The 26,422-nt window shown below is 61.3% G+C and carries 20 protein-coding genes; 14 read left to right on the top strand and 6 right to left on the bottom strand.

Annotation, left to right across the window (positions count from 1 at the left end; all coding sequences use genetic code 11):
* Nucleotide 1 precedes the first annotated feature (1 nt).
* The 11 genes from treZ to ACA060_RS13400 all read left to right on the top strand — a co-directional run bounded on the left by treZ (nucleotide 2) and on the right by ACA060_RS13400 (nucleotide 14,297).
* Nucleotides 2-1,798 carry a malto-oligosyltrehalose trehalohydrolase gene (gene treZ, locus ACA060_RS13450; protein ID WP_497317836.1) on the top strand — a complete coding sequence of 599 codons (1,797 nt, stop codon included), beginning with the start codon at nucleotides 2-4 and terminating at the stop codon, nucleotides 1,796-1,798.
* The gene (gene malQ / locus ACA060_RS13445) at nucleotides 1,795-3,873 is read left to right on the top strand and encodes a 4-alpha-glucanotransferase (protein WP_497317834.1); all 2,079 of its coding nucleotides are present in this window, start codon (nucleotides 1,795-1,797) and stop codon (nucleotides 3,871-3,873) included. Before treZ ends, malQ begins: the two co-directional genes overlap by 4 nt.
* Complete coding sequence (locus tag ACA060_RS13440) at nucleotides 3,870-6,647, top strand: malto-oligosyltrehalose synthase (RefSeq protein ID WP_497317832.1); 2,778 nt, start codon at nucleotides 3,870-3,872, stop codon at nucleotides 6,645-6,647. Before malQ ends, ACA060_RS13440 begins: the two co-directional genes overlap by 4 nt.
* Nucleotides 6,648-6,668: 21 nt before the next feature.
* Nucleotides 6,669-6,986 (top strand): DUF2934 domain-containing protein, encoded by a 318-nt coding sequence (locus ACA060_RS13435; protein ID WP_497317830.1) that lies wholly within the window; start codon nucleotides 6,669-6,671, stop codon nucleotides 6,984-6,986.
* Between the two features lie 196 nt (nucleotides 6,987-7,182).
* Nucleotides 7,183-9,342: a glycogen debranching protein GlgX gene (gene glgX, locus ACA060_RS13430; protein WP_497317828.1), complete on the top strand. Its 2,160-nt coding sequence runs from the start codon at nucleotides 7,183-7,185 to the stop codon at nucleotides 9,340-9,342.
* A 1-nt stretch (nucleotide 9,343) separates the two neighbouring features.
* The gene (locus ACA060_RS13425; RefSeq protein WP_497317826.1) at nucleotides 9,344-10,333 is read left to right on the top strand and encodes an acyl-CoA dehydrogenase family protein; all 990 of its coding nucleotides are present in this window, start codon (nucleotides 9,344-9,346) and stop codon (nucleotides 10,331-10,333) included.
* On the top strand, nucleotides 10,330-11,088 hold the full coding sequence (locus ACA060_RS13420) for a PIG-L deacetylase family protein (RefSeq protein WP_497317824.1): 759 nt from the start codon (nucleotides 10,330-10,332) through the stop codon (nucleotides 11,086-11,088). Before ACA060_RS13425 ends, ACA060_RS13420 begins: the two co-directional genes overlap by 4 nt.
* A complete protein-coding gene (locus ACA060_RS13415; protein ID WP_497317822.1) occupies nucleotides 11,085-11,684 on the top strand; it encodes an SAM-dependent methyltransferase in 600 nt (199 codons plus the stop codon). The genes ACA060_RS13420 and ACA060_RS13415 overlap by 4 nt, the downstream gene beginning before the upstream one ends.
* Nucleotides 11,681-12,340 carry a glycosyltransferase family 2 protein gene (locus ACA060_RS13410; protein ID WP_109630757.1) on the top strand — a complete coding sequence of 220 codons (660 nt, stop codon included), beginning with the start codon at nucleotides 11,681-11,683 and terminating at the stop codon, nucleotides 12,338-12,340. Before ACA060_RS13415 ends, ACA060_RS13410 begins: the two co-directional genes overlap by 4 nt.
* 124 nt (nucleotides 12,341-12,464) lie before the next feature.
* Entirely contained in the window at nucleotides 12,465-13,223 is a 759-nt protein-coding gene (locus tag ACA060_RS13405) for a PIG-L deacetylase family protein (RefSeq protein WP_109630755.1), read from the top strand.
* A 273-nt stretch (nucleotides 13,224-13,496) separates the two neighbouring features.
* Nucleotides 13,497-14,297 carry an endonuclease/exonuclease/phosphatase family protein gene (locus ACA060_RS13400; RefSeq protein ID WP_497317819.1) on the top strand — a complete coding sequence of 267 codons (801 nt, stop codon included), beginning with the start codon at nucleotides 13,497-13,499 and terminating at the stop codon, nucleotides 14,295-14,297.
* Nucleotides 14,298-14,309: 12 nt separating this feature from the next.
* Here the strand turns inward: ACA060_RS13400 and ACA060_RS13395 are convergent, their stop codons facing one another.
* Together ACA060_RS13395 and ACA060_RS13390 are read right to left on the bottom strand one after the other, a co-directional pair.
* Nucleotides 14,310-14,873, bottom strand: a complete 564-nt coding sequence (locus tag ACA060_RS13395; RefSeq protein ID WP_109630749.1) for a hypothetical protein — start codon at nucleotides 14,871-14,873, stop codon at nucleotides 14,310-14,312.
* A gap of 1 nt (nucleotide 14,874) precedes the next feature.
* Nucleotides 14,875-15,645: a DUF2092 domain-containing protein gene (locus tag ACA060_RS13390; protein ID WP_497317817.1), complete on the bottom strand. Its 771-nt coding sequence runs from the start codon at nucleotides 15,643-15,645 to the stop codon at nucleotides 14,875-14,877.
* A gap of 525 nt (nucleotides 15,646-16,170) precedes the next feature.
* Between ACA060_RS13390 and ACA060_RS13385 the strand changes: the two genes are divergently transcribed.
* Nucleotides 16,171-17,244: an autotransporter domain-containing protein gene (locus ACA060_RS13385; RefSeq protein ID WP_497317815.1), complete on the top strand. Its 1,074-nt coding sequence runs from the start codon at nucleotides 16,171-16,173 to the stop codon at nucleotides 17,242-17,244.
* Nucleotides 17,245-17,367: 123 nt separating this feature from the next.
* On the opposite strand, the gene glgB is transcribed toward ACA060_RS13385, so the two are convergent.
* From glgB to ACA060_RS13370, 3 genes are all read right to left on the bottom strand, one after another.
* On the bottom strand, nucleotides 17,368-19,599 hold the full coding sequence (glgB, locus tag ACA060_RS13380) for a 1,4-alpha-glucan branching protein GlgB (RefSeq protein WP_497317813.1): 2,232 nt from the start codon (nucleotides 19,597-19,599) through the stop codon (nucleotides 17,368-17,370).
* Between the two features lie 2 nt (nucleotides 19,600-19,601).
* Nucleotides 19,602-22,943, bottom strand: a complete 3,342-nt coding sequence (treS, locus tag ACA060_RS13375) for a maltose alpha-D-glucosyltransferase (protein WP_497317811.1) — start codon at nucleotides 22,941-22,943, stop codon at nucleotides 19,602-19,604.
* 206 nt (nucleotides 22,944-23,149) lie between these two features.
* Nucleotides 23,150-25,147, bottom strand: a complete 1,998-nt coding sequence (locus ACA060_RS13370; protein WP_497317809.1) for an alpha-1,4-glucan--maltose-1-phosphate maltosyltransferase — start codon at nucleotides 25,145-25,147, stop codon at nucleotides 23,150-23,152.
* 207 nt (nucleotides 25,148-25,354) lie between these two features.
* On the opposite strand from ACA060_RS13370, the gene ACA060_RS13365 reads away from it, so the two are divergent.
* The gene (locus ACA060_RS13365; protein WP_497317807.1) at nucleotides 25,355-25,522 is read left to right on the top strand and encodes a hypothetical protein; all 168 of its coding nucleotides are present in this window, start codon (nucleotides 25,355-25,357) and stop codon (nucleotides 25,520-25,522) included.
* Nucleotides 25,523-25,525: 3 nt separating this feature from the next.
* Here ACA060_RS13365 and ACA060_RS13360 read toward each other — a convergent pair whose 3' ends face one another.
* Nucleotides 25,526-26,038: an MgtC/SapB family protein gene (locus ACA060_RS13360; RefSeq protein WP_109630733.1), complete on the bottom strand. Its 513-nt coding sequence runs from the start codon at nucleotides 26,036-26,038 to the stop codon at nucleotides 25,526-25,528.
* Between the two features lie 125 nt (nucleotides 26,039-26,163).
* Between ACA060_RS13360 and ACA060_RS13355 the strand changes: the two genes are divergently transcribed.
* Nucleotides 26,164-26,397, top strand: a complete 234-nt coding sequence (locus ACA060_RS13355) for a DUF3203 family protein (RefSeq protein ID WP_497317805.1) — start codon at nucleotides 26,164-26,166, stop codon at nucleotides 26,395-26,397.
* Nucleotides 26,398-26,422: the final 25 nt, after the last annotated feature.

Raw genomic sequence — 26,422 nt, 5'->3', positions numbered from 1 at the left:
GATGCCGTTACGGACCCTTGAGACCTGGCCCCACGGCGCAATCATGCTGGACGCAGAACACACGCGTTTTGCCTTGTGGGCGCCAGATGCGTTTTACGTCAGTGTCGAACTGGAAGATGGACAATCCTTGCCGCTACTGCCTCAGGCTGATGGCTGGTTCGTGATCAAGACCCGCTGCCCGGCGGGTACGCGTTACCGTTACAACATTGATGGCGAACTGGAGGTGCCGGACCCGGCCTCCCGGGCGCAGGCCGGCGATATCGGCGACCACAGCGTGGTGGTCGATCCCCTCGCCTATCAATGGCAAAACAGCGCCTGGACCGGTCGGCCCTGGAATGAGGCCGTGATCTATGAATTGCACGTCGGTGCACTTGGCGGCTTCAGTGAGGTCGAGCAGCATTTGGCGCGGCTGGTCGACTTGGGCATCACCGCGATCGAACTGATGCCGCTGGCGCAGTTCCCCGGCGACCGCAACTGGGGCTACGACGGGGTTCTGCCCTACGCGCCCCAAGCCTCCTACGGCACTCCCGAACAACTCAAACACCTGATCGACACCGCCCACGGCCATGGTCTGGCGGTGATTCTCGACGTGGTCTACAACCACTTCGGCCCGGACGGCAATTACTTGCATCACTACGCCAAGGGCTTCTTTCGCGAAGACAAGCACACGCCTTGGGGCGCAGCCATCGACTTCCGGCGGCGCGAGGTGCGGGACTTCTTCATCGACAACGCGCTGATGTGGTTGCTGGAATACCGCTTCGATGGCTTGCGCCTGGATGCGGTGCACGCCATCGAGAGCCCGGACTTTCTCCAGGAACTGGCGCAACGGGTCCGGCAACAGACCGATCCGGCGCGGCATGTGTGGCTGACGGTCGAGAACGAACACAACCAGGCCAGCCTGTTGGAAGAAGGCTTCGACGCGCAGTGGAACGATGACGGGCACAACGCGTTGCACGTGTTGCTGACCGGTGAAACCGACGCCTATTACGCCGACTATGCCGACAAACCCACCGAACAATTGGCGCGCTGCCTGAGTCAGGGCTTCGTGTTTCAGGGCCACGTGACCCGACACGGTACAACCCGGGGCGAGCCCAGTGGTCACTTGCCGCCCAGCGCGTTTGTGCTGTTCTTGCAGAACCATGACCAGATCGGCAATCGTGCCTTCGGCGAGCGGCTGCATCAACTGACCGACCTCGACGCCTTGAAAGCCGCTACCGCGCTGTTGTTGCTGTCACCGATGATTCCGCTGATGTTCATGGGCGATGAATTCGCGGCCGAGGAACCGTTCCTGTTCTTTACCAGCCACCACGGTGAACTGGCGGAACTGGTTCGTGAAGGACGACGTAATGAATTTGCAGCCTTCAGCGCCTTTACTGATCCTCATAAACGCGAACAGATCCCCGATCCGAACGCGCAACAGACCTTTGAAGCGTCGCGGCCGAAACTGACCGCCACCCGGCAATCGGCCATGCAGGACCTGTATCACCAGCTGTTGCGGATTCGTCATGACCACATCATCCCGCATCTGCCGGGGGCTCAGGCCCTGGGGGCCGAGGTGCTGGCCGAAGGTGCGGTGACGGCGCGCTGGCTACTGGGTAATGGCCGACAGCTGCGCATTGACCTGAACCTCAGCGACACGCCAGTGGTCCACTCCCCACAGGCCGACGCCAGGTTGTTGTTCGAAACTCCACCTCAGTCCGCCGGCCTGTTGGAACAGGGCACCCTTGCCCCGTATTGCGCGCTAGTCAGCCTCATGGCCGCAGCCCCCTTGCTACCCCCGGATGGAGAGCGCCAATGAGTGATGCGCAACTGGAAATACTGGCCAGCCGTGCCGGTTTGGCAGTCGACTGGATCGACGCCAACGGCCGCCCGCAGAAAGTCGCTCCATCGGTATTGCGTAACGTCCTGATCGGACTCGGCCACCCGGCCAGCACCGCACAGGAAATCGACGCCAGCCTCCTGCAATTGCAGGAGGTGCAACAGACCCGGCATCTGCCGCCGCTGATCACAGCCGATTTCGGCGTCAGCCTCGATCTGGCGCATTTCTTTGAACCCGAAACGCCGTGTGAGATCCACCTTGAAGATGGCTCACGGCTCAACCTGAAACTGGATACCGAGGCGATGCTGCCGGGTCTGGTTCCGGTCGGGTATCAACACGTCAGCATCGACGGGCAATCTTTTACCCTGGCCGTGGCACCGACCCGTTGCTACAGCGTCGGCGATGCCGTGGACAGTCCGATTCCGCGTACCTGGGGCCTGAGCGTGCAGCTGTATTCGCTGCGTCGACCTGGCGATTGCGGATTCGGCGATACCCAGGCGCTGGAAGACCTCGCCCGAGTGGCCGGCGAACGCGGCGCCGAGGCCTTGGCGATCAGTCCGCTGCATGCAATGTTCGGCAGCGACACCCAGCGCTACAGCCCGTATTCACCGTCCAGCCGTTTGTTTCTCAACAGCCTCTATGCCGCGCCGGGTGCAATCCTCGGCGAGCGTGCATGGCGGGCCGCGATTGACGCCACCGGCCTGGCCGCTGAACTGCAACAGCTGGAAGAACAGCCGCTGATTAACTGGCCCGTGGCCGCCGAAGCCAAGCATCGTTTGCTGCAAGCCTTGTACGAAGGCTTCGTCCAGGGCGAACACCCGTTGCATGCCGACTTCAGCAGCTTCCGCCATGCTGCCGGCGAAGCCCTGGAAAATCATTGCCGTTTCGAGGCCATTCAAGAAACCCGCGCTGCCAAGGGTGAAACCCTCGACTGGCGCGAGTGGCCGGAACAATGGCGCGACCCGCGCAGTGCCGCCCTTGCCGAATTTGCCGAAGAGAACGCCGGGCGCATTGGCTTCTTCGCGTTCAGCCAGTGGTTGATCACCCGCTGCCTGGAGCGCGCGCAAACCGCCGCCCGCAGCGCGGGGATGAGCATCGGCCTGATCGCGGACCTGGCCGTGGGCGCCGACGGCGGTGGCAGTCAGGCCTGGAGTCGCCAGGACGAATTACTCGCCTCACTGACGGTGGGCGCGCCGCCGGACATTCTTAACCGTACCGGCCAGGGCTGGGGCATTTCTGCTTTCTCCCCAGAAGGCCTGGTGCGCAACGGCTTTCGCGCGTTCATCGAAATGCTGCGGGCCAACTTCGCCCACGCCGGCGGATTGCGCATTGACCACGTGATGGGCCTGCAACGGCTGTGGGTGATCCCCAATGATTCGCCGCCCGCTGACGGCGCCTATCTGTATTACCCGGTGGACGACCTGCTGCGCTTGCTCAGCCTTGAATCCCATCGTCATCAGGCGATCGTCCTGGGCGAAGACCTCGGGACCGTGGCGGATGGCCTGCGGGAAAAACTCATCGCCCGTTCGATCCTCGGCATGCGGGTGTTGTTGTTCGAACAGGACAACGCGCACTTCAAATCGATTCTCGACTGGCCGGACAACGCCCTCGCGACCACCAGCACCCATGACTTGCCGACGCTCAATGGCTGGTGGCATGGCCGCGATATCGACTGGAATGCCCGACTGGGCCTGGTCGATGCCACGGGTGAAATCGAATGGCGCCAGCACCGTGAACGCGAGCGCGAAGGCCTGCGCCGCGTGTTGAGCGAGGACCCGCAGAACTTTCGCGAAGAGTCCCATGAAACCGACCAGGTGCTGGATGCCGCGGTTCGTTTCCTCGGTCATACCAAGGCGCCGCTGGTGTTGCTGCCGCTGGAAGATGCCCTGGGCATTGAACAGCAGGCCAACTTGCCGGGCACCATCGACACGCACCCCAACTGGTCGCGGCGCTTGCCCGGTGGCAGCGAAGCGCTGCTCGATGATCCGGACGCCGCCCGACGCCTGGAATTGCTCGCCTGCGCGCGACTTCAGGCTGGCGAGCGTGACCAATGACTCATCCGTTAATCCAACCGCTGCGCGCGACCCTGCGCCTGCAATTTCATAAAGGCTTCACCCTGGATCAAGCGGTGCCGCTGGTGCCGTACTTTGCCAGCCTGGGCATCAGCCACGTTTATGCCTCGCCACTGCTCGCCGCCCGCTCCGGCTCCATGCATGGCTACGACGTGGTGGACCCGACCACGGTCAACCCCGAGCTGGGTGGTGAAGCCGCCTTGCGCCGTTTGGTCGCGGCCCTGCGCGAGCACAAGATGGGGCTGATCCTCGACATCGTCTCCAACCACATGGCCGTCGGTGGCAGTGATAACCCGTGGTGGCTGGACTTGCTGGAATGGGGACGCCTGAGCCCTTACGGCGAGTTCTTCGACATTCAATGGCACTCGCCCGATCCGTTGATGGAGGGCCAGTTGCTGCTGCCATTCCTCGGCAGCGATTACGGTGTCGCCCTGCAGGACGGCACCCTGCCCTTGCGTTTCGATGCAGAGCGCGGCGCGTTTTATGTCGAGCACTACGAGCATCATTTCCCGATCTGCCCGTCGAGCTACGGTGAGTTGCTGCGAACCGACGACGAACCGCTCAGGTTTCTCGCCGACCGCTTCAGTGCATTGAGCTACCAGACCGATGCTCACAGCCTGGCGCAACCGCTGAAGGCAGAGTTACGTGAACTGGCCAGCGACCCTGCACTCCTGCAATGCATCCAGCAGAATCTTAAAGCCTACGATTCCCTGACACCCGAGGGTTTCCAACGCCTGCATCACCTGCTCGAACGCCAGAGTTATCGCCTGGCCAGTTGGCGCACCGCGGCGGATGACATCAACTGGCGGCGGTTTTTCGATATCAACGAACTGGGTGGTTTGCGCGTCGAACGCCCGGCCGTGTTCGAAGCGACCCACGCGAAGATCTTCGAACTGGTAGCTGAAGGCCTGGTCGACGGGCTGCGCATCGACCACATCGACGGCCTCGCCGACCCACGCGGTTATTGCCGCAAACTGCGGCGTCGGGTCGATACGCTGTCGCCCGACCGGCACTTGCCGATCTACGTCGAGAAGATCCTCGGTGAAGGCGAAACCCTGCACCGCGACTGGTCGGTGGACGGCACCACCGGTTATGAATTCATGAACCAGCTGTCGTTGCTGCAGCACGATCCCGACGGTGGAAAAACCCTGGGTGAGCTGTGGAATCGCTACAGCGAGCGGCCCGCCGACTTCCGCCAGGAAGCGCAACTGGCGCGCCAGCAGATTCTCAACGGTTCGTTGGCCGGTGACTTCGAAAGTGTCGCCCAGGCGCTGCTGCAAGTGGCCCGGGACGACCTGATGACCCGCGACCTGACCCTTGGCGCGATCCGTCGGGCGTTGCAGGAACTGATCGTGCACTTCCCGGTGTACCGCACTTACATCAGCCCGCGTGGCCGTTCTGCCGAAGACGACGTGTTTTTCCAGCAAGCCATGGACGGGGCACGGCAAACCCTCAGCGAGGCCGACTGGCCGGTGCTGGATTGTCTGGCCGGTTGGCTGGGCGGTGAGCCGTGGCGCAAACGCCCGGTGGGACGCCCGCGCAAGATCCTCAAGCACGCTTGCGTGCGGTTCCAGCAACTGACGTCTCCGGCGGCCGCCAAAGCGGTGGAAGACACTGCGTTCTATCGCTCGGCGGTGCTGCTGTCGCGCAATGACGTGGGCTTCAGCACCGAGCAGTTCAGTGCGCCGGTGTCTGACTTCCATGCCGTCTGCATCAACCGCCTGGAACAGTTTCCGGACAACCTGCTGGCCACCGCCACTCACGACCACAAACGCGGCGAAGACACTCGCGCGCGGTTGGCGGTGTTGAGTGAACGCAGCGCCTGGTACGCCGAGCAGGTTCCGCTCTGGCGAACACTCGCCCGGCCCTTGCGTGACGACGATCAGATGCCCTCGGCGGGCGATGAGTTGATCCTCTATCAGGCGATCCTCGGCAGTTGGCCGCTGGACCTGCGCAGTGACGATCAGCCCGCGCTGGAGGACTACGCTAAACGCCTATGGCAATGGCAGCAGAAAGCCTTGCGTGAAGCCAAGCTGCAAAGCAGTTGGAGCGCGGCGAACGAGCCTTATGAAAAAGCCATGCAGCTCTTTATCGAGCGTCTGCTGCTGAGCCCCGAGGGTGAGCTGTTACGCGCGGCCCTCGGCAAAGCGGTTCAAACGATTACCGCGCCCGGCGCAATCAACGGTTTGGCGCAAACCTTGCTGCGCATGACCGTACCGGGGATCCCGGACCTGTACCAGGGCAACGAATACTGGGACTTCTCGCTGGTCGATCCGGACAACCGCCGGCCAGTGGATTACGTCAACCGCCAACAGGCGATGCAGGAGCCGTTGAACCTGCCCGACCTGCTGGCCAACTGGCGTGACGGGCGCATCAAGCAGACCCTGATCAAGCAGGTGTTGAACCTGCGTGCCGAGCATGCCGAGCTGTTTCGGCGAGGGACGTATCACGCCCTCGAAGTCCTCGGCAGTCAGGCTCACCGAGTGCTGGCGTTTTGTCGCGAACATGAAGGAAAACGGGCCCTCGTGATCGTACCGATCCGTTGCGCCCCACTGCTGGGAAACAGTGCCGCCCCCTTGGTGGATGCGCTGCGCTGGGGCGATACGCGGGTGAAATTACCGTTCACCGCCCCCGAGGAAAATCTGAAGGGACTTTTTTCGAGCTCGGCAGTCACACACCACAGGGAGCTGAACATCAGCGCCGCGCTGGGGGATTTCCCGGTCAATCTCTTTATTCAAACGTTTACCCAAGCTTGAGTTCAGTTCAGGAGTATTGCGATGAGTACCGACGATAAACGCGTTCGCGAATTTGCCTATCAAATCTGGGAATCGGAAGGCAAGCCCGAAGGCCAGGAAGCCCGGCACTGGGAGATGGCTCGCAAACTGGCTGAAGCCGAAGCCCTGGCCCCCAAAAAATCGCCGAAAGCCACCGGCAGCAAACCGGCTGCCAAGCCTGCTGCGGCCAAAGCCGCCAATGGCAAGGTCCCGGAACCGAAAGCCAAGGCCAAGCCTGCCGCGGCGTCGAAGGTGATTCCGCCTGGCGAAAAAGCTGCAGAGAAGAAGCCTAAAGCAGCGCGAAAACCGCCTGCGGTCTGACGCTTCCCAAACCTGTTCTGATTGACCTCGTGGCCAGCCCGCTGGCCACTGTGGGCTCGCTCGCCCACGAAAAACCTGTAGGAGCGAGGCTTGCCCGCGAAGGCGGCATGTCAGTCGATTCAAATGTGACTGAAACACCGCCTTCGCGGGCAAGCCTCGCTCCTACAAAGAATCCCCCCTTTTTGCAGGAGCATGTATGACCAATCCAAAGAATGCCGCGCCAGAACCTCACGCCGAGGCCTCGCGAATCCGTGAAGGCTTGCCCTTCCCGCTGGGTGCGACCTGGGATGGTCTGGGGGTCAACTTTGCCTTGTTTTCCGCCAATGCCACCAAGGTCGAACTGTGCATTTTCGATGATGCCGGCGAGGTGGAACTGGAGCGCATCGAACTGCCCGAATACACCGATGAGATCTACCACGGTTATTTGCCCGACGCCCATCCGGGGCTGATCTACGGCTACCGTGTCTATGGTGCGTACGACCCGGCCAACGGCCATCGCTTCAACCACAACAAATTGCTGATCGACCCCTACGCCAAGCAATTGGTCGGCCAGCTGAAATGGTCCGAAGCGCTGTTCGGCTACACCATCGGCCACCCGGACGCTGACCTGAGTTTCGATGAGCGCGACAGTGCGCCGTTCGTGCCCAAGTGCAAAGTCATCGACCCGGCTCACACCTGGGGCAATGATCAACGGGTCAGCATCCCGTGGGACAAGACGATCATTTATGAAACCCACCTGCGCGGCATCAGCATGCGTCACCCCTCCGTCCCCGAGAACGTGCGTGGCACCTGCGCCGGGTTGATGGTCGATGACGTGCTGGAACACATTCGCAAGCTCGGGGTGTCGTCAGTTGAGTTGCTGCCGATCCACGCCTTCGTCAACGACCAGCATCTGCTGCACAAAGGCATGACCAATTACTGGGGCTACAACAGCATCGCCTTCTTCGCCCCGGACCCGCGTTACCTGGCCAGCGGCAAGATCGCCGAGTTCAAGGAGATGGTCGCGCACCTGCACGAGGCTAATCTGGAAGTGATCCTCGACGTGGTCTACAACCACACCGCCGAGGGCAACGAACAAGGCCCGACCCTGTCCATGCGCGGCATCGACAACGCCTCGTATTACCGCTTGATGCCCGATGACAAGCGCTACTACATCAACGATTCCGGCACCGGCAACACCCTCGACCTGAGTCACCCGTGCGTGCTGCAAATGGTCACCGATTCCCTGCGTTACTGGGCCACGGAAATGCACGTGGACGGTTTCCGCTTTGACCTGGCAACCATTCTCGGCCGCTATCACGAAGGCTTCGACGAACGTCACAGCTTCCTCGTCGCCTGTCGTCAGGACCCGGTGCTGCGTCAGGTAAAAATGATCGCCGAGCCGTGGGATTGCGGCCCTGGTGGTTATCAGGTCGGTGGTTTCCCGCCGGGCTGGGTCGAGTGGAACGACAAGTTCCGCGACACCGTGCGCGCGTTCTGGAAAGGCGATGACGGCCAACTCGCGGACTTCGCCAGCCGCATGACCGCGTCCGGCGAAATGTTCAACCAGCGCGGCCGGCGCCCCTACGCCTCGTTGAACTTCATCACGGCGCATGACGGTTTCACCCTCAATGACCTGGTGTCGTACAACGACAAGCACAACGAAGCCAACGACGAGAACAATCAGGACGGCAGCAACAACAACCTGTCCTGGAACCATGGCGTCGAAGGCCCGACCGACGACCCGGAAATCAACGAACTGCGTCTGCGACAAATGCGCAATTTCTTCGCCACGCTGCTGCTGTCCCAAGGCACGCCGATGCTGGTGGCCGGCGACGAATTCGCCCGGACACAAAATGGCAATAACAACGCCTACTGCCAGGACAGCGAGATCGGCTGGGTCAATTGGGACCTGAGCGAAGACGGCAAGGCCCTGCTCAAGTTCGTCAAACGCCTGATCAAGTTGCGCCTGGCTTATCCGATCCTGCGTCGCGGACGCTTCCTGGTGGGCAATTACAACGAAGACATCGGCGTCAAGGACGTGACCTGGCTCGCCCCGGATGGCAGTGAAATGTCCATCGAACAATGGGAAGAAGCCCACGGCCGCTGCCTCGGCATGCTGATGGATGGCCGTGCCCAGGAAACCGGTATCCGCCGCAAGGGCGGTGACGCGACCTTGTTGCTGGTGGTCAACGCGCACCACGACATCGTCAATTTCACCTTGCCGGAAGTGCCGGACGGCGGTCACTGGACGTGCATGATCGACACCAATCAACCGTCGATTCGCGGGCAGGAACGCTTCGAGTTCGGTGTCGAATATTCCGTCACCGGTCGTTCGCTGCTGCTGTTCGAATTGCAGCATGAGGAAGATGAGTGAAATGGACCTCCAAGCGTTTCTCGATCGCCAGCCAGCGGACTACGCCGATACTCAGGCGCTAGGCCGGTGCCTGCGGGCGCTGGTGGAGGCCGGTCTTGATCAGCTTCCGCTGCCGGGCAGTGGCCAGACGCTGGAGCGGTTCCAACGCCTGGCCGAGGTCGGTGCTCATGACCTCGGGTTGTGCAAATTGTACGAAGGGCATACCGACGCGCTGGCGATCATCCAGCAACTCGGTGGCTCGCCAACCCCCGGCAGCACGTGGGGCATGTGGGCGGCCGAACCACCACAGGCGCGGGTGCGCGTCCGTCCGCAGGGCCATATGGTCGTGCTGAACGGGCGCAAGGCCTGGTGCTCGGGCGCGGCGGTGTTGAGTCATGCGTTGCTCACGGCCTGGGATCATCAGGACTGCCAGCAACTGGTCGCGGTGGCGCTGGATCAACCCGGCGTGACCATCACCGATCAGGGCTGGCAAGCGGTCGGCATGGGCGCCACCGGCAGCGTCGAGGTGCTGTTCGAAGGCGCCGAAGCACAAGCCATCGGCTACCGGGGAGACTACCTGAATCGCCCCGGTTTCTGGCAAGGCGGCATCGGCATTGCCGCCTGCTGGTACGGCGCGGCACAGAGCATCGCCGAACGCCTGCGCACGCACTGCGCTCAACATGATGAACCCCACGCCCTCGCCCATCTGGGCGCCGTCGACAGTGCGTTGCATGCGGCTGCCGAAGTGTTGCGGGTCAGCGCACTGATGATCGACGCCGCGCCGCTGGACGACGCCGAAGTGCTGGCCCGGCGCGCCCGGGCAGTGATGGAACACGCTGCTGAACAAGTCCTGTTGCACGTCGGCCACGCTCTCGGGGCGGGCCCCTATTGCAAGGATCGGCAGTTCGCCCGATTGATCGCCGACCTGCCGGTATTCCTGCGTCAAAGCCACGCCGAGCGGGACCTCGCCGCCCTCGGTCAGACCGTCATCAGCGGAACATGGACGTTATGAAAACCAACCCTATCGTCGGCCAAGGCACGCCACTTCATCGGTGGCAGACCTCCAGCCACCTGGCGCAGTTGCCCGTCATCGATATCCTGAGCCTGGTGCCGGAAGGCGCCCGCGCGGTGATCATCGCCCCGCACCCGGATGACGAAGTGTTGGGCTGCGGCGGATTCCTGCAATTACTCGCTGCCGCTGGCCGGCCCTTGCAATTGATCTCGGTCACTGACGGCAGCGCCAGTCATCCGGGGTCCGAGCGTTGGCCGGTGGAGCGCCTGAGCGCGGTGCGGCCTCAGGAGTCGGTCGAAGCCTTGCGCCGTCTTGGGCTGCCACTGCACAGCCTGAAATGGCTGCGCGGCGGTTTCAAGGACAGCCAGGTCGCCGCTCGAGAACACGAATTGAGCGAATTCATCGAACGTCATTTGCGCCCCAACGACGTGGTGTTCACCACGTGGCGCGAAGACGGTCATTGTGATCACGAAGCCGTCGGCCGGGCCAGCGCCGAAGCGGCGAAACGTGCGGGTGCGACCGTGCACGAATTGCCCGTGTGGACTTGGCACTGGGCAACGCCCGAAGACAGTTTCGTGCCATGGTACCGGGCGCGGAAGGTCCTGCTGGCGCCGCATTTGGTCGCGCGCAAACGCCATGCGATCCACGCCTTTGCCAGCCAGTTGGAAGGTGACCCGAAAATCGGCCTGCCGCCAGTGCTGGCGCCTTATGTGCTGGAACGACTGTTGCAACCGTTCGAGGTGGTGTTTTTATGAGCGTGGAGGATCGCTACTTCGACGGTTTGTTTGCCGGCAACGACGATCCTTGGTCCTTTCGTCAGCGCTGGTATGAACAACGCAAACGCGCAATCACCCTCGCCGCACTGCCCCGCCCACACTACCGAGCGATCTTCGAGCCCGGCTGTGCCAACGGCGAACTGAGCTTTGAGCTGGCCAGTCGTTGTGATCGTCTTTTGTGTTGCGACACCGCCCCCGCAGCCGTGACGCTGGCCCGCACCCGACTCGGCCCGTTCGACCACGCCGAAGTCCGTCACCTTCGCTTGCCCGCGGATTGGCCGGACGAAAAATTCGATCTGATCGTGCTTAGCGAGATCGGCTATTACCTCGACGCCGACGACCTGAAACGCCTGATCGAACAGGCCGCAGAGTCGCTGACCGCCGACGGCCAACTGCTGGCCTGCCACTGGCGCCCGCCCATCGACGGTTGCCCGCTGAATGCCCGGCAAGTCCATGACTTGCTGCACGAACATTTGCATCTGCCGCGCCTGGTCCTGCATCAGGAAGCGGATTTCCTGCTGGAACTCTGGAGTCGTGAACCCCGCTCCGTGGCGGCTCTGGAGGGTTTGCGATGATTGGCATTCTGATCCCCGCGCACAACGAAGAAGACTTGCTCGAAGACTGCCTTGAAGCGGCCCTGCTCGCCGCGAAACATGAGCTGCTGGGCGGTGAAACCGTCGAGGTGCTGGTGGTGCTTGACAGTTGCACCGACCGCTCCCTGGAGATCGTCAGTGCTTACCCGGTGCACAGCCTGGTGATCGAGGCGCGTAACGTCGGTCAGGCCCGCGCCGCCGGGGCGCGGTTTCTGCTGGATCGCGGGGCGCGCTGGATTTCCTGTTCCGACGCTGACAGCCGTGTGGCGCAGGATTGGCTGGTGGCGCAGTTGGCCCTCGACGTCGATGCCGTGTGCGGCACGGTCACGGTGGACGAATGGCACGAGTCGATCGATGAGTCGGCACAGATTCGCTATCACCAGCATTATCAGGCCCGCGACGGCCATCGGCACATTCACGGCGCGAACCTGGGCATCAGTGCCGACGCCTACCGGCGCGCCGGTGGTTTCGAACCGCTGGCCTGCGATGAAGATGTGCAACTGGTGCGGCAACTCGAACGCTGTGGCGCGAACATCGCGTGGAGTCATCGTCCGCAAGTGCTCACCAGTGCCCGACTGGACAGCCGGGCCCGCGGCGGTTTTGGCGACTATTTGCGGGACCTGGCACAGGTTGGTTAAAAAAAACCGGCTCAGACAACACCACCACGCGACGAACAGCCTGACTTGAGCAATACTCTGCTCGCGGCAATCCAAGGTATGGAGCGCTGCCTATTGCTATCAAACAGAACAAGGACGTAGCCCGATGAAACCCGTTTCCATCATCGACAGCAGCTTGCCGGGACAGATCTGGAACAACGCCCAGCAACTGGACAACATCCCCGTTATCAACACCGAGACCCTGGTCCCTGCTGGCGCCCGCGCGGTGGTGATCGCGCCGCATCCCGGCGATGAAGTGGTCATGTGTGGCGGCCTGCTTCAACTTCTTTCCTCCCTCGGTCATCCCTTGCAATTGATATCGATCACCGATGGCAGCGCCAGCCATCCGGGTTCGCAGCAATGGTCAGAGAAGCGCCTGAGTGTGTTTCGCGGCCAGGAAAGCGTCGAAGCCTTGCGCCGGCTAGGATTGCCGATGCACAGCCTGAAGTGGATTCGCGGCGGCTTCACCGACAACGCCCTGGCCGAGCGTGAAACCCAACTGACGCAATTCATCGCCCGTTATTTGCGCCCCGGTGACGTGGTGTTCAGCACCTGGCGCGAAGACGGCACCTCGGATCATGACGCCGTCGGCCGCGCCAGCGCCAATGCAGCGAGCATGGTCGGCGCGACGATCAACGAACTGCCGGTCTGGGCCTGGCATTGGCCCACCCGGGATCAAGGACTGTTTCCCTGGCATCGTGCCCGCAAAATCCGCCTCGACACCTGGACCGTCGCGCGCAAAAGCCACGCCACCCACGCCTACGCCAGCCAGCTCGACGGCGAACCGGCCATCGGCATCGCACCGCTACTGCCCAGGGTGATCCTGGAACGGATGCGCCTGCCCTATGAAGTCGTCTTCGTCTGACCGAACACGCTCTCTGTAGCAGCTGTCGAGCCACCGTGGCGAGGGGATTTATCCCCGTTCGGCTGTGGAACAGTCGTGAATCCTGCAAGTGCGGTGTGAATGCCGGAATGCTGGGGGCCGCTTCGCAGCCCAACGGGGATAAATCCCCTCGCCACAGCGCAAGCTCGACAGCTGCTACATTCTTGTGAACAGGCTGCTGGCGACGAATCACTCTGAACTGCCCGCCGCTGAATCAGTCGCATGACTAAGCAGCCCAGATTCAGAGGAGTGAACGTGACCAGCGATGCCGAGCAGCGAGCCGTCGAATCAGTGCCCTTGGACTCGCCCCCGGCGATTCATCGCTTGAGGGTGCTGACGGTCAACACGCACAAGGGGTTTACCGCCCTCAACCGGCGTTTCATCCTTCCGGAACTGCGCGAAGCGGTGCGCAGTACGTCGGCCGATCTGGTGTTCCTGCAGGAAGTGGTCGGTGAGCACGATCGGCACTCTTCACGTTACAACGATTGGCCGCAGACCTCGCAATACGAGTTCCTGGCCGACAGCATGTGGAGCGATTTCGCCTACGGTCGCAACGCCGTATATCCCAACGGCCATCACGGCAACGCGCTGCTGTCGAAATACCCGATTCGCGAACACCGCAACCTTGACGTCTCGATCACCGGCCCCGAACGGCGCGGGTTGTTGCACTGCATCCTCGATGTACCGGGGCACGCTGAAGTCCACGCAATCTGCGTGCATCTGAGCCTGCTGGAAAGTCATCGCCAGTTGCAGCTCCAGCTGCTCTGCCTGCTGCTCGAATCCCTGCCCGACGATGCGCCGGTGATCATCGCCGGCGACTTCAACGACTGGCAGCTACAAGGCAACGCCGCCCTCGCCCGTCGCGATTACCTGCACGAAGCGTTCGAGCGCCACAATGGCCGACCCGCAAAAACCTACCCGGCGCGCTTTCCGCTGCTGCGCCTGGACCGGATCTACCTGCGCAACGCCAGCAGCCACAACCCGCGAATCCTCGGCAACAAACCCTGGACGCACCTGTCGGATCACTTGCCGTTGGCAGTCGAAGTGCACCTCTAAGTGGTCAGCGCATCAAGGCGCGTTGACCACGACGTAGGTCACATTGCTGCCCTGATACTGCGGTTGATACCAGGTCGAACCACACTGCATGTACAACGTGTTGTACTGCATGACCTCCACGCAACTCGTGGGCATTTGCGCAGGCGTAAAGATCGAGCCGACCACGGCCGCTGTCACCGCGACCGTCGCGGTCACGGCCGCCGCCGCGGCGATCGGGTGGTAGTGATTGTCGTAGCCATAGCGGCCACGCCCGTCGACATCAATGTCGACATCGCGATTGTTGTTGATGTTGACGTTACGGGTGCTGTTGTTGATGTTGGTGCGGTTGCCGACGTTGTTCCCGGCATTGACCCGGTTGCCTGAGTTCACCCGATTGGCCGCATTCACATTGGTCGCCCGTTGCGAGGTATTCATCCGCTGCGCCCGCTGGGCATTGGGTGCCGGCGCTCGATTGACCGAGGCCCTTGCCTGCCCCTGGCCTCGCGGTCGGGCATCCGCTTCGGCGATCAGGCCGACGGTCAGCATGGTGGCAGCGGCGAGCGATAACAACAGGCTCCACGACATTGTCCGGTTCATGTCATTCCCCTCCCTGCTCAACGGCTTTCTTCAACGGAATCGCCACGTCGCCCTTGGCCGGTTTGAAGGTGAACATCGACTCCTGAAGGCCAGGCTTGAGGTTCCAGCGATACACCGCGCTGTATTCCGGAAAGCTCTTCTCGTCGGTGGTGGTGATCACCAGTTTGCACGGCAGCGGTTTCTCGGACCGGGTGATCCACAGTTGCCAGTCGACGCCCTCCTGCCGAAAGGCCAAGTGATCACAGAGCTGACCATTGATCGTCGACGGCCCAACGTACAGGGCTTCTTTCAGGGCATCGATCTGTGCCTGATCGCTGCCAAACAGAAACAGGTCTTCCATGGGAATCTGAATACCGTAATGGTCTTCGATCATGTGCAGGGCTTCGGCCACCTTGGGCGGAGCATCCACCGTGGTGTAGTACTTGAGGTACGGTGAGTACTGGGTCAGTTTCTTGCCGTTGTAGAAAAATTCCCGCGTTCGAATATCGCCTTCTGTCCTGGCGTACATTCGATCATGCCCAAGCACTTTCAAGGTCGTGGCCGCCTCGGACTTGATCTTCTGACCGGTCTCCAGAACGGTATCCCGGGACACTTCGGCGTCTACCTGAAACTTCGACAGGCTGCGCAGGTAGTCGCCCATATCAATCAACTTGTCGACCACCTGAGGGTTGATCGTCGGGGCAGTGTCCGCCGGGGGTGCTTCTTCGGCGCGAGCCCCCGGAGCAAGGGCCAGGGTGACCATCAGGCAGAAAACACTGGGTTGGGTTTTCATGGGTTCCGCTCCTGTCCTTGCACCGGGGTGCCGCCGAATTTCATGGCTGAATATTCAGCCTAGTCGCGGCCCACCCTGTTCGCCAGACAGACAAACCGGCGTGAAGACGCCGGTCACCTTGCGTTCATCTCAGCGCTGCATTACTGACAGAATCGAGACACCGGATCAGCGGTACAACCTTGCACTCTACCTCACCCCGGCAGACCGATAGCCCACTATCCAAAGGCTCTGGCACGCGGGGTTTTTGACGATTTTTCGAACAAACAAGAACTTAGATGCGCGGTAAAAATCAGTCACTTGCGAGCACTAAAATAACACTACCACTTATCGGCCATTTTCTTGACGCCTTGTCAAGGGTCTTCTTAGCTTCACGTTACTACCCCCGGAAATCCACCAGGGGCAAACCTCCAGACACCCGCGAAATCGGGCGGCCAGCGGCTTGCCTCAATCCATTCGGTCGCCCCTCATTCGGGGTAGGAGAGACGCCAGAGCGAGATACGGCATGCGATTGCAAGGTAGACCCCCATGAAAACTTCATTCACCCAACAAGAGATCAAAGTCACTTTTTGCACTGTCTCAAGTTCACTGCTGCTGTGTTCTTCCATGGAGGTGCAAGCAGGGCCCGCAGAGGAAGAAACCGCCCCCTGGTATCGCCAGGATGTTCCGGCAATGACCTTGCCCACGATCACTGTCACCGCCCCCTACCCCGGCCACTTCAGCGCCGCCTCCGATACACGAAGTTCACGCCTGACCATCGAAGATGCCGCGCCTTCGGCCTGGGATCAGCTTTACGGACAGGCATCGCGCCAGGCACAGACCGATGTCATGACCCAGGGTTATTCAATCCCGGGCAGCACCGAATTCAAAGGCCCGGCGATCCTGACCCTGCAGAGCGGTAGCGGCCATACCCAGCGGGTCGGTCTGATCGGCGGGATGACCCAGTTACAAGGCAACAGCAACGGCCTGTTGACCAGTCGTGCACTCGCCGACCCGGCAAACGACACCCTCAACCTGCAAGGCCAGAGCCTCGGCGCCTACTGGAGCCTGACCGGGCCACAAGGCTGGCACGTGGATTTGTCGGCCAGTGGCGGGCGGGTCAACGGCTACAGCCGTAACGACCAGGGCGCGCGGATGGCGACCGAAGGCAGCGCGGTCACGTTGTCGGTAGAAGGCGGTTTTCCGATTGGCGTAAGCGAAAACTGGGTGGTTGAACCGCAAGCGCAGTTGATCAATCAACGCATCACCCTGGATACGCCTTATGCCGGTTCAAGCAATGCGTCGTCCAGCGACCTGACGTCCTGGAGCGGCCGGGTCGGTGCCCGGTTGAAAGGGAGTTACGACATCAACGGACTGGGCGTCGAACCCTATGTGCGGACCAACTTGTGGCACACCGTGTACACCGGCAATACCGTGAACCTCGATCAGGTCGAGAAGATCAGCAGCAGTCGCAATTCATCGACGGTCGAAGTGGGCTTGGGGCTGGTGGCCAGAGTCACGCCTGCGGTGAGTTTTTACGTCAGCGCCGATTACAGCAGTGATGTGGATGACAACGATTTGAATGGGTTGATTGGGAGCCTGGGTGTGCGGATGCGGTGGTGAGCGGCAGGCTTCAAGATAAGTATTGTTTGAGCTGACGCCATCGCGGGCAAGCCCGCTCCCACAAGGACAACGCATGACCTGTGGGAGCGGGCTTGCCCGCGATGGGAGCAACTCGGTTTTAGATCAACCCTCAGGCCGCAAGATCAACACCGCCAGCGGCGGCAGATTCAACACCAGCGAAAGCGCCTGACCATGGCTCGGCTCTTCTTCGGTAAAGGCTCCGCCGCTGTTGCCATAGTTGGACCCGGCATACATCGTCGCATCGCTGTTGATCATCTCGCCCCAGCGCCCGGCGAACGGTACGCCGATGCGATAGGCCTGGCGCGGCACCGGCGTGAAGTTCGCCACCACCAGCACCGGCCGCCCTTCCTTGCTCCAGCGCAAGAACGCATAAACGCTGTTGATCGCATCGTCGCCGATCAACCACTGGAAGCCCTGCGGCGCGTCGTCCTGGTCATGCATCGCCGGCTCTTCGCGGTACAGCCGGTTGAGGTCGCCGACAAGTTTCTGCACCCCCTTGTGTTCCGAGTATTGCAGCAGGTACCAATCCAGTTGCTGATCGTGGTTCCACTCGCGCCACTGGCCGAATTCGCAACCCATGAACAGCAGCTTCTTGCCGGGATGCGCCCACATGAAGCTCAGATAGGCCCGCAGATTGGCAAATTTCTGCCAGCGGTCACCGGGCATCTTGTCGATCAATGAGTGCTTGCCATGCACCACTTCATCGTGGGAGATCGGCAGGATGAAACGCTCGGACCAGGCATACACCAGGCCAAAACTCAGTTCGTTGTGGTGATGGCCGCGGTACACCGGATCCTGCTGGATGTAATGCAGCGAATCGTGCATCCAGCCCATGTTCCATTTGTAGTCAAAACCCAGTCCACCCTGTTGGGTGCTTTGGCTGACACCCGGCCATGCGGTGGATTCCTCGGCGATCACCAAGGCACCCGGCGCTTCCAGGTTGACCACGTCGTTGAGGTGACGCAGGAAGTCGATGGCTTCGAGGTTCTCGCGCCCACCGTGACGGTTCGGCACCCACTCCCCGGCCTTGCGCGAGTAATCGCGATAGAGCATCGACGCCACGGCATCGACCCGCAGGCCATCGACGTGGAAATGCTTGAGCCAGTGCAGTGCCGAAGCGAGCATGTAGCCATGCACTTCGGTGCGGCCCAAGTTGTAGATCAGCGTGTCCCAATCCTGATGAAAACCTTCCTGCGGATTGCCGTATTCGTACAGCGCGGTGCCATCGAACTGCGCCAGACCGTGGGTATCGGTCGGGAAATGCGCCGGCACCCAGTCGAGGATCACGCCGATATCAGCCTGGTGACAGGCGTTGACGAAAGCCGCGAAATCTTCCGGCGAACCATAGCGGGCACTCGGGGCGAATTGCGACAGCAGCTGATAACCCCAGGAACCGCCGAATGGGTGCTCCATGATCGGCATCAGTTCGATGTGAGTGAAGCCCAGTTCCTTCACATAAGGAATCAGCCGCTCGCCCAATTCGTGCCAGGTGTACTGGCGTGCCACTTCACCCAGATCGTCCAGCTCGCATTGCCACGAGCCGGCGTGCAATTCGTAGATCGACAGCGGCGCGCTCGGCAGATGCCGCTCGCCACGGGATTGCATCCACGCCTGGTCCTGCCAATCGATGTTCAAGGGTGCAGCGACTTTTGACGCCGTATCCGGCGGCAGCGAGGTCGCCAGGGCCATCGGGTCAGCCTTGAGCGGCAGAATGCCGTGGGCGCCGAGGATTTCGTATTTGTAGGTTTCCCCCGCCTGCAGGCGCGGAATGAAGACTTCCCAGACCCCGGTGGGATGGCGCAGGCGCATCGGGTGCCGACGACCGTCCCAATTGTTGAAGTCACCGACCACCGACACCCGTTTGGCATTTGGCGCCCACACGGCGAAACGCACGCCGTCGACACCGTCGACGTTCTTCAATTGCGCGCCGAGGCAGGCGCTGAGGTCACGGTGATTGCCTTCGGCGAACAGGTACAAGTCCATCTCGCCGAGCAGCGGGCCGAAGCTGTAAGGGTCTTCGGAAACCTGTTCGCCGCCGGCCCAACGGGTGCGCAGCAGATACGGCTGCGCTCTGTCGAAGTGACCGACAAACAGGCCCGGGGTCTGGGTGGCTTCGAGGTTGCCGAGTTCTTCCCCGGAGTCCCTGGCCAGTACCTGAACGCTCAGTGCGTCCGGCAGATAAGCCCGAATGAATTGCCCACCGGCGTCATCGCCGTGGGGGCCGAGAATTGCAAAAGGGTCCTGATGTTCGGCGCGAACCAGCGCGTCGATATCCCGCGATCTGGGCAGCAGCGCCTCTTTAGCGTGACCCTGTTCCTTGTTCGAGAAACTCATAACTACTCTCCACCAAGATCGGAAAAGGGTTTAAGCCCACTCAATAATCCATACAAACCGTGCAATGGCACCGGCAGCCAAGTGGGGCGATTCTCAGCCTCATACGCCACCTCATACGCCGCCTTCTCCAGCCCGAACAACGCCAGCGCGGCGTCCTCGCCTTCCGGATCTTGCCACGCATGAGCAAGACTAGCTGCCGCCAGCCGATAAGCGTCGACAAATGCCTGTTTTGCTTCATTCAGATAGCGGTCGGCTACCCGTTGCCGTGCCGCTTGGGCCTCGGCCGTGTTGTCGACGTTGTGCACGTTGATCGCCATCGCCGCGGCGTAATCGAAGGAGCGCAACACGCCGCTGACATCTTTATAGGGGCTGTGCTTGCCGCGTCGCTCGCTCAACGGCCGAGCCGGCTCACCCTCGAAGTCGATCAGGTAAGCGTCGCCCTTGATCACCAGCACCTGCCCCAAGTGCAAGTCGCCGTGGACGCGAATGCGCAAACCACCGACGGCTTTTTTGCCCAGGTCCTGGACATGGCTGAGGATGGCTTTTTTGTTGTCCAGTAAACGAGTGACCAGCGCTTTGTCCGCCGGGTTCAGTTCGCTTTGATGTTGCTTGAGCAACTTCAGCGAGTGTTCCAGCTGAGCCGCGACGTCCTTGGCCGAAGCCAGGGCGTCTTTCTGCGTGGTGACCTGCGGCGCGAAGTCCGGGTCATCGGTCGGGGCCGCCAGCACCTGGTGCATTTCCCCCAGCCGCTGGCCGAGCATGCCGGCGAAGTCTTTCAGTTCACCCAAGGCGTTGTAGTGTTGCTCTTGCTCGGACATGGCGTCGGCCAGTTCGTCGCGCAGTGCCCGTTCGAGGTTGTTCTGGGTCCATTCCCAGGCATCGCCCTGATTGCTCAAATAGCCTTGTGCGATCATCAGCAGATTGTCTTCGCCCTGGGCATCGCGGCGAACCACCGAGCCCAGCAGCGGCGAGATGTTGCTGAAACCGGCGTTGGTCAGGTAGGCGCTCATTTCCAGTTCCGGGTGCACGCCCGAGGCGACCTTGCGGATCAGCTTCAGCACCAGGCTGTTGCCGATCACCACCGAGCTGTTGGACTGCTCGGCGGACAGGTAGCGCACTTCCGATTCTGCGTTCAGGCCCAGCTTGGCCAGTTCGGCAGTCGGTTCGAAACGAATCTCGCCGCCGTCCGAAGGCAATACGGTGCTTTCCTGCATGCCTTGCAACACCGCGCGGATAAAGTTTTCCAGGCTGAACGCATCGGTGATCAACCCCACCTGAGGGCCACGTCGCACTCGAGACAGCGCCAATTGCTGCGGCAGTGCCGGCCCGACCTGATCATCGGCAATGAAGCCGAACGGCAGCTGGTAACGGCTGGTCTGGCCGCCGCTGGTGACTTCGATTTCACTCAGCAGCACCGGATGCTGCGCGTCGCCGAAGCGCACGCCATAGGCCAGGTTGACCTTCTCGATGGCCGCGTCCTTGCCGGCGAACCAGCGACGGTTTTGCAGCCAGTTCGGCAGGATGCCCTGCTCCAGCGTGCCGCGTGACGGCGCTTCGAGCAGTTCTTCCATGCGTTTTTTCAACACCAATGTGGTGAAGTCCGGCAGGCTTTGCGCCGGTTCTACGTGCCAGCTCGGCATTTGATTCTCCGCAGCGAGTCCGAACCAATAAAAGCCGTAAGGCGCCAGGGTCAGGAGGAAATTCAACTGGCCGATCGGCGGGAAGGCGTTACCGCCGAGCATCTCCACCGGCACCATGCCGACGTAGGCCGACAGGTCGAGCTCCGCCGCTTGCGCACTGCGCGAGACGTTGGCAACACACAGGATGGTTTCGTATTTTCCATCCGGCCCGGTGTATTCACGGGTGTAGGCCAGAATCCGTCGATTGCTCGGCGAGAGCATTTTCAGCGTGCCGCGACCAAAGGCCTTGGACTGCTTGCGCACGGCGAGCATGCGTCGGGTCCAGTTCAGCAGTGAGTGTGGGTCGCCTGCCTGGGTCTCGACGTTGACCGACAGGTAACCGTATTGCGGGTCCATGATCGGTGGCAGCACCAGGCTCGCCGGGTCGGCGCGGGAGAAGCCGCCGTTACGGTCGATCGACCACTGCATGGGCGTGCGCACACCGTCACGGTCGCCGAGGTAGATGTTGTCGCCCATGCCGATTTCATCGCCGTAATACATCGTCGGCGTACCCGGCATCGACAGCAGCAGACTGTTGAGCAGTTCCACGCGACGACGATCCCGCTCCATCAACGGTGCGAGGCGGCGACGGATACCAAGGTTGATCCGCGCCCTTCGGTCGGCCGCGTAGTAATTCCACAGGTAATCGCGTTCCTTGTCGGTAACCATTTCCAGGGTCAACTCATCGTGGTTGCGCAGGAAAATCGCCCACTGACAGTTGGCCGGAATCTCCGGGGTCTGGCGCAGGATGTCGGTGATCGGGAAGCGATCCTCCTGGGCCAGCGCCATGTACATGCGTGGCATCAACGGAAAGTGGAAGGCCATGTGGCATTCGTCGCCGTTAAGGCCTTTTTTGTCGGTGTCACCGAAGTACAGCTGGGTGTCTTCCGGCCATTGATTGGCCTCGGCCAGCAGCATGCGATCCGGGTAATTGGCGTCGATTTCGGCACGGATCTGCTTGAGGACGTCGTGGGTCTCGGGCAGGTTTTCGTTGTTGGTGCCGTCGCGCTCGATCAGGTACGGAATCGCGTCCAACCGCAGGCCGTCGATGCCCATGTCGAGCCAGTAGCGCATCACCGACAGCACCGCTTTCATGACTTGCGGGTTGTCGAAGTTCAGGTCCGGCTGGTGCGAATAGAAGCGGTGCCAGAAGTATTGGCCGGCGACCGGATCCCAGGTCCAGTTGGACTTCTCGGTGTCGAGAAAGATGATGCGGGTGCCGTCGTATTTGTGGTCGTCATCGGACCAGACGTAGAAGTCCCGCGCCGCCGAACCGGGTTTGGCTTTACGCGCACGCTGGAACCAGGCGTGCTGGTCGGAGGTGTGGTTGATGACCAACTCGGTAATCACCCGCAGGCCACGTTTATGGGCCTCGGAGATGAAACGCTTGGCGTCGGCCATGGTGCCGTAGTCGGGGTGCACGCCGCGGTACTCGGCAATGTCGTAGCCATCGTCGCGCCGTGGCGACGGGTAGAACGGCAAGAGCCAGATGGTGTTGACGCCGAGGTCGGCAATGTAATCGAGCTTGGCGATAAGGCCGGGAAAGTCGCCGATCCCGTCATTGTTGGAGTCGAAAAAAGACTTAACATGTACCTGGTAGATCACCGCATCCTTGTACCAGAGCGGGTCCTTGATAAAGGTGGCTGCCTTGGGTTTCTTCGCCATTTGAAACTCCTGTTGAATTCGAAATAGCCACCACCGAGCCAGTCGCTTGGGTATAGGGCTTTGTGGCGAGGGGACTTGTCCCCGTTCGGCTGCGAAGCAGTCGCATAATTTTGATCTGGCTGATGCGGTGTTTGGGCGGATTAGGGGCTGCTTCGCAGCCCAACGGGGATAAATCCCCTCGCCACAAAAGCCCCCTCTCACCGCTGTCAGGAAGTGGTGATTCGCCAGATACCAAACGGTTGATGCGCCGGGTCGATCCGCATGAACTGGTACTTGCCGTGCCAGGCCCAGCGATGGCCGCTCATCAAGTCTTCGCCCTGGGTGCTGGCGTCGTCGGGCAAGCCCATTTCCCACAGCGGCAACTCGAAGTTCGCTTCCTGGACGTTATGCGGATCGAGGCTGACCGCCACCAGAATGAAGTTGCTGCCATCCGCACTGCGCTTGCCGAAATACAGAATGTTGTCATTCCAGGCGTTGTAGACCGTTAAACCCAGGTGCGTGTGCAGCGCCGGATTCTGCCGGCGGATGCGGTTGAGCTGGGCGATTTCGGCAATGATGTTGCCCGGCGCGTTGAAGTCCCGCGGACGGATCTCGTACTTCTCGGAATTGAGGTATTCCTCCTTCCCCGGCACCGGCGCGGCTTCACAGAGTTCGAAGCCCGAATACATGCCCCACAATCCGGAGCCCATGGTGGCCAACGCGGCGCGGATCAGAAAACCGGCGCGTCCGGACTCATGGAGGAATGCGGGGTTGATGTCCGGCGTATTGACGAAGAAATTCGGCCGGTAGCATTCGCGCCACGGCGACTCGTTAAGCTCGGTGAAATAGGTCGCCAGTTCGGTTTTGGTATTACGCCAGGTGAAGTAGGTGTAGCTCTGGGAGTAACCGACCTTGCCCAGCCGCGCCATCATCGCTGGCGTGGTAAAGGCTTCCGCGAGGAAAATCACCTCGGGGTACAACGCCCGCACATCGGCGATCAGCCATTGCCAGAACGGCAGCGGCTTGGTGTGAGGGTTGTCGACGCGAAAGATCTTCACGCCCTCTTCAACCCAACCGACGACGACGTCGCGCAACTCGACCCACAAACTCGGAATCGCATCGCTGGCATAGAAATCGACGTTGACGATGTCCTGGTATTTTTTCGGCGGGTTCTCGGCGTATTTGATCGTGCCGTCCGGGCGCCAGTTGAACCAGCCCGGGTGCTGCTTGAGCCACGGGTGATCCTGGGAACACTGGATGGCGAAATCGAGGGCAATTTCCAGTCCGTGATCGGCCGCGGCTGCCACCAATCGGCGAAAATCTTCGCGTGTGCCGAGTTCGGAGTGAATCGCCTCGTGCCCGCCCTCTTCGCTGCCGATGGCATACGGGCTGCCCGGGTCGTCGGGGCCAGCGGTCAATGAATTGTTCGGGCCTTTGCGGTAGCTGCGTCCGATCGGGTGGATCGGCGGGAAATACAGCACGTCGAAACCCATGTCCTGGATCATCGCCAGTCGCGAGTGCACGTCGTTGAACGTGCCGTGGCGGGCCGGATCGTCGGTGATCGAGCGCGGAAACAGCTCATACCAACTGGCGAACTGGGCCAGTTCCCGTTCGACGTCCAGCGGAAATTCAGGACTGAGGCTCAGATAAGCGCGGTGATCGGCCTGGGCCATCAGGTCAGCACTGCGTTGGTGCAGAAACAGGGCGACCTGCTCGGCTTCGAGCAGGCCGGACAGCTCATGGTGCAACGCCGCCAGTGCTTCGCTCAGTGGCCCTTCTGCTCGCCCGGCCGCTTGCTGTACCTGATTGCGCCCTTCCTGCAACTCCAGGCTGATGGGCACGCCGGCGATGTGTTTCTTCTCGATCTCATACAGAAAGCTCGCGTACTGATCGATCCAGGCTTCGATACAAAAGACGTACCGGCCCTGATCCTCAACCCGGAACTGGCCCTGCCAGCCGTTATTGCCGAGCTCGGCCATGGCCTCGCTCTGCCACGCCTCGTCACCATCGGCACGCCAGCGGATGCGCACGGCCAGTTTGTCGTGGCCGTCGGCGAACACTTTGCCGGTGACTACCACGTCCTGGCCCACCACGGCCTTGGCAGCGAACTGCCCGCCATCGAGGGTCGGCATGATGTTTTCAATGGCGATGCGCGGCAGCAGTAGCGCCTGCGACAGCGGCATATGAGGGTTGTAGTTCAACTCAGTCGGTTTTTCAGCAGTCATCGAGCATCTCTCCTTAACGCCCCATGGACGCTCTTGTGTCTGTTCGTCGTTCACGCAGAACCGTCGGTCCCGAAATGAACTCACTTAGGTTCCGAGCGACAAGCGCGGGGAAAAGTTCACGCCCATTTGCCGGGGAATCAAATCCCTCGCGCGACGGTCAACTCACTTAAGCACGACTTACGCCATGTGCCACTGGAGGCTTCAACGATGAGTATTCCTATCCCGGCCGAGACGCCTGATCCGAACATAGACACCCCGACCATTCCGCCGACCGAACCGGAACCGGTGCCCGAGCAAGAGCCGCCCGGCACCACGCCACCGCCCAGAGAAGATCCACCGGACACGATGCCGCCGGTGATCGTTGTGCCCGAGTGATGACTACGGCCGCTCCTGCTCGTCTTTATCCCTGTCGAGCAGTTGCACGATCTTCGGCATCACGCTGAAAATCGCCAACGCCAGTATCGTACTCAAGACCGCCGTCGCCTCTCGACCCAACCCGGCCGAGACGCCGATGGCGGCGGTCATCCACAACCCGGCGGCGGTCGTCAGGCCTTTGACGTGGCCTTCATCGCCTTCCTGGTTTTTCAGGATGGTGCCGGCGCCAAGGAAGCCGATCCCGGCGATCACCCCTTGCACCACCCGGCTCATGGCATCGGCCTGGGAGCCGGACATCTGTGGCACCAGGACAAACAGTGCCGCGCCCAGCGCCACCAGCATGTGAGTACGAACCCCGGCAGCCTTGCCCTTTTGCTCGCGCTCGAAGCCGAGAATGCCGCCAAGAATCGCAGCCATCAGCAATCTCACGGTGATACGCGTCAGTTGTGACGCATCGCCGATGTCGGCGAACTCCGCTTGCAGCGTTACCCAAACCTCATGCCACCAGGCGTTCATGGTGCAATCCTTGTGATTGATCATTATGGGAGGATGGACCGCGCCGACCATTAATCAGTTGCACAGAACGATGTCCGTCGGATGCGCCCTAACAGTTTAGAACCCGCTAAAAAAAGGACACCTCCATGACTGTGCGCATCGAAAACCAGACCTGCTTTTTCGTTACCGAGAACGGCGAAGAAATTCGCCTGTGCCCCGATGTCACGATCATCACCGACTCGGAAAAAGCCATGTCGGCGGTTGAGCTCAACGGCCAGCGCATCTACATCACCGAAGCAGAAGCCGACGCATTGACCGTAGCAGGCGCAGTGGACGGTCGTAAGCATTTGAAAGCCACCGACAGTGATTCGGTGATTTGACTGATGCGGATCAACAACGCCCGCA

Source organism: Pseudomonas sp. LBUM1671 (genome assembly GCF_059695685.1).
The sequence above is the reverse complement of the archived record's forward strand: the minus strand, read 5'-3'. Positions and strand labels throughout refer to the sequence as shown.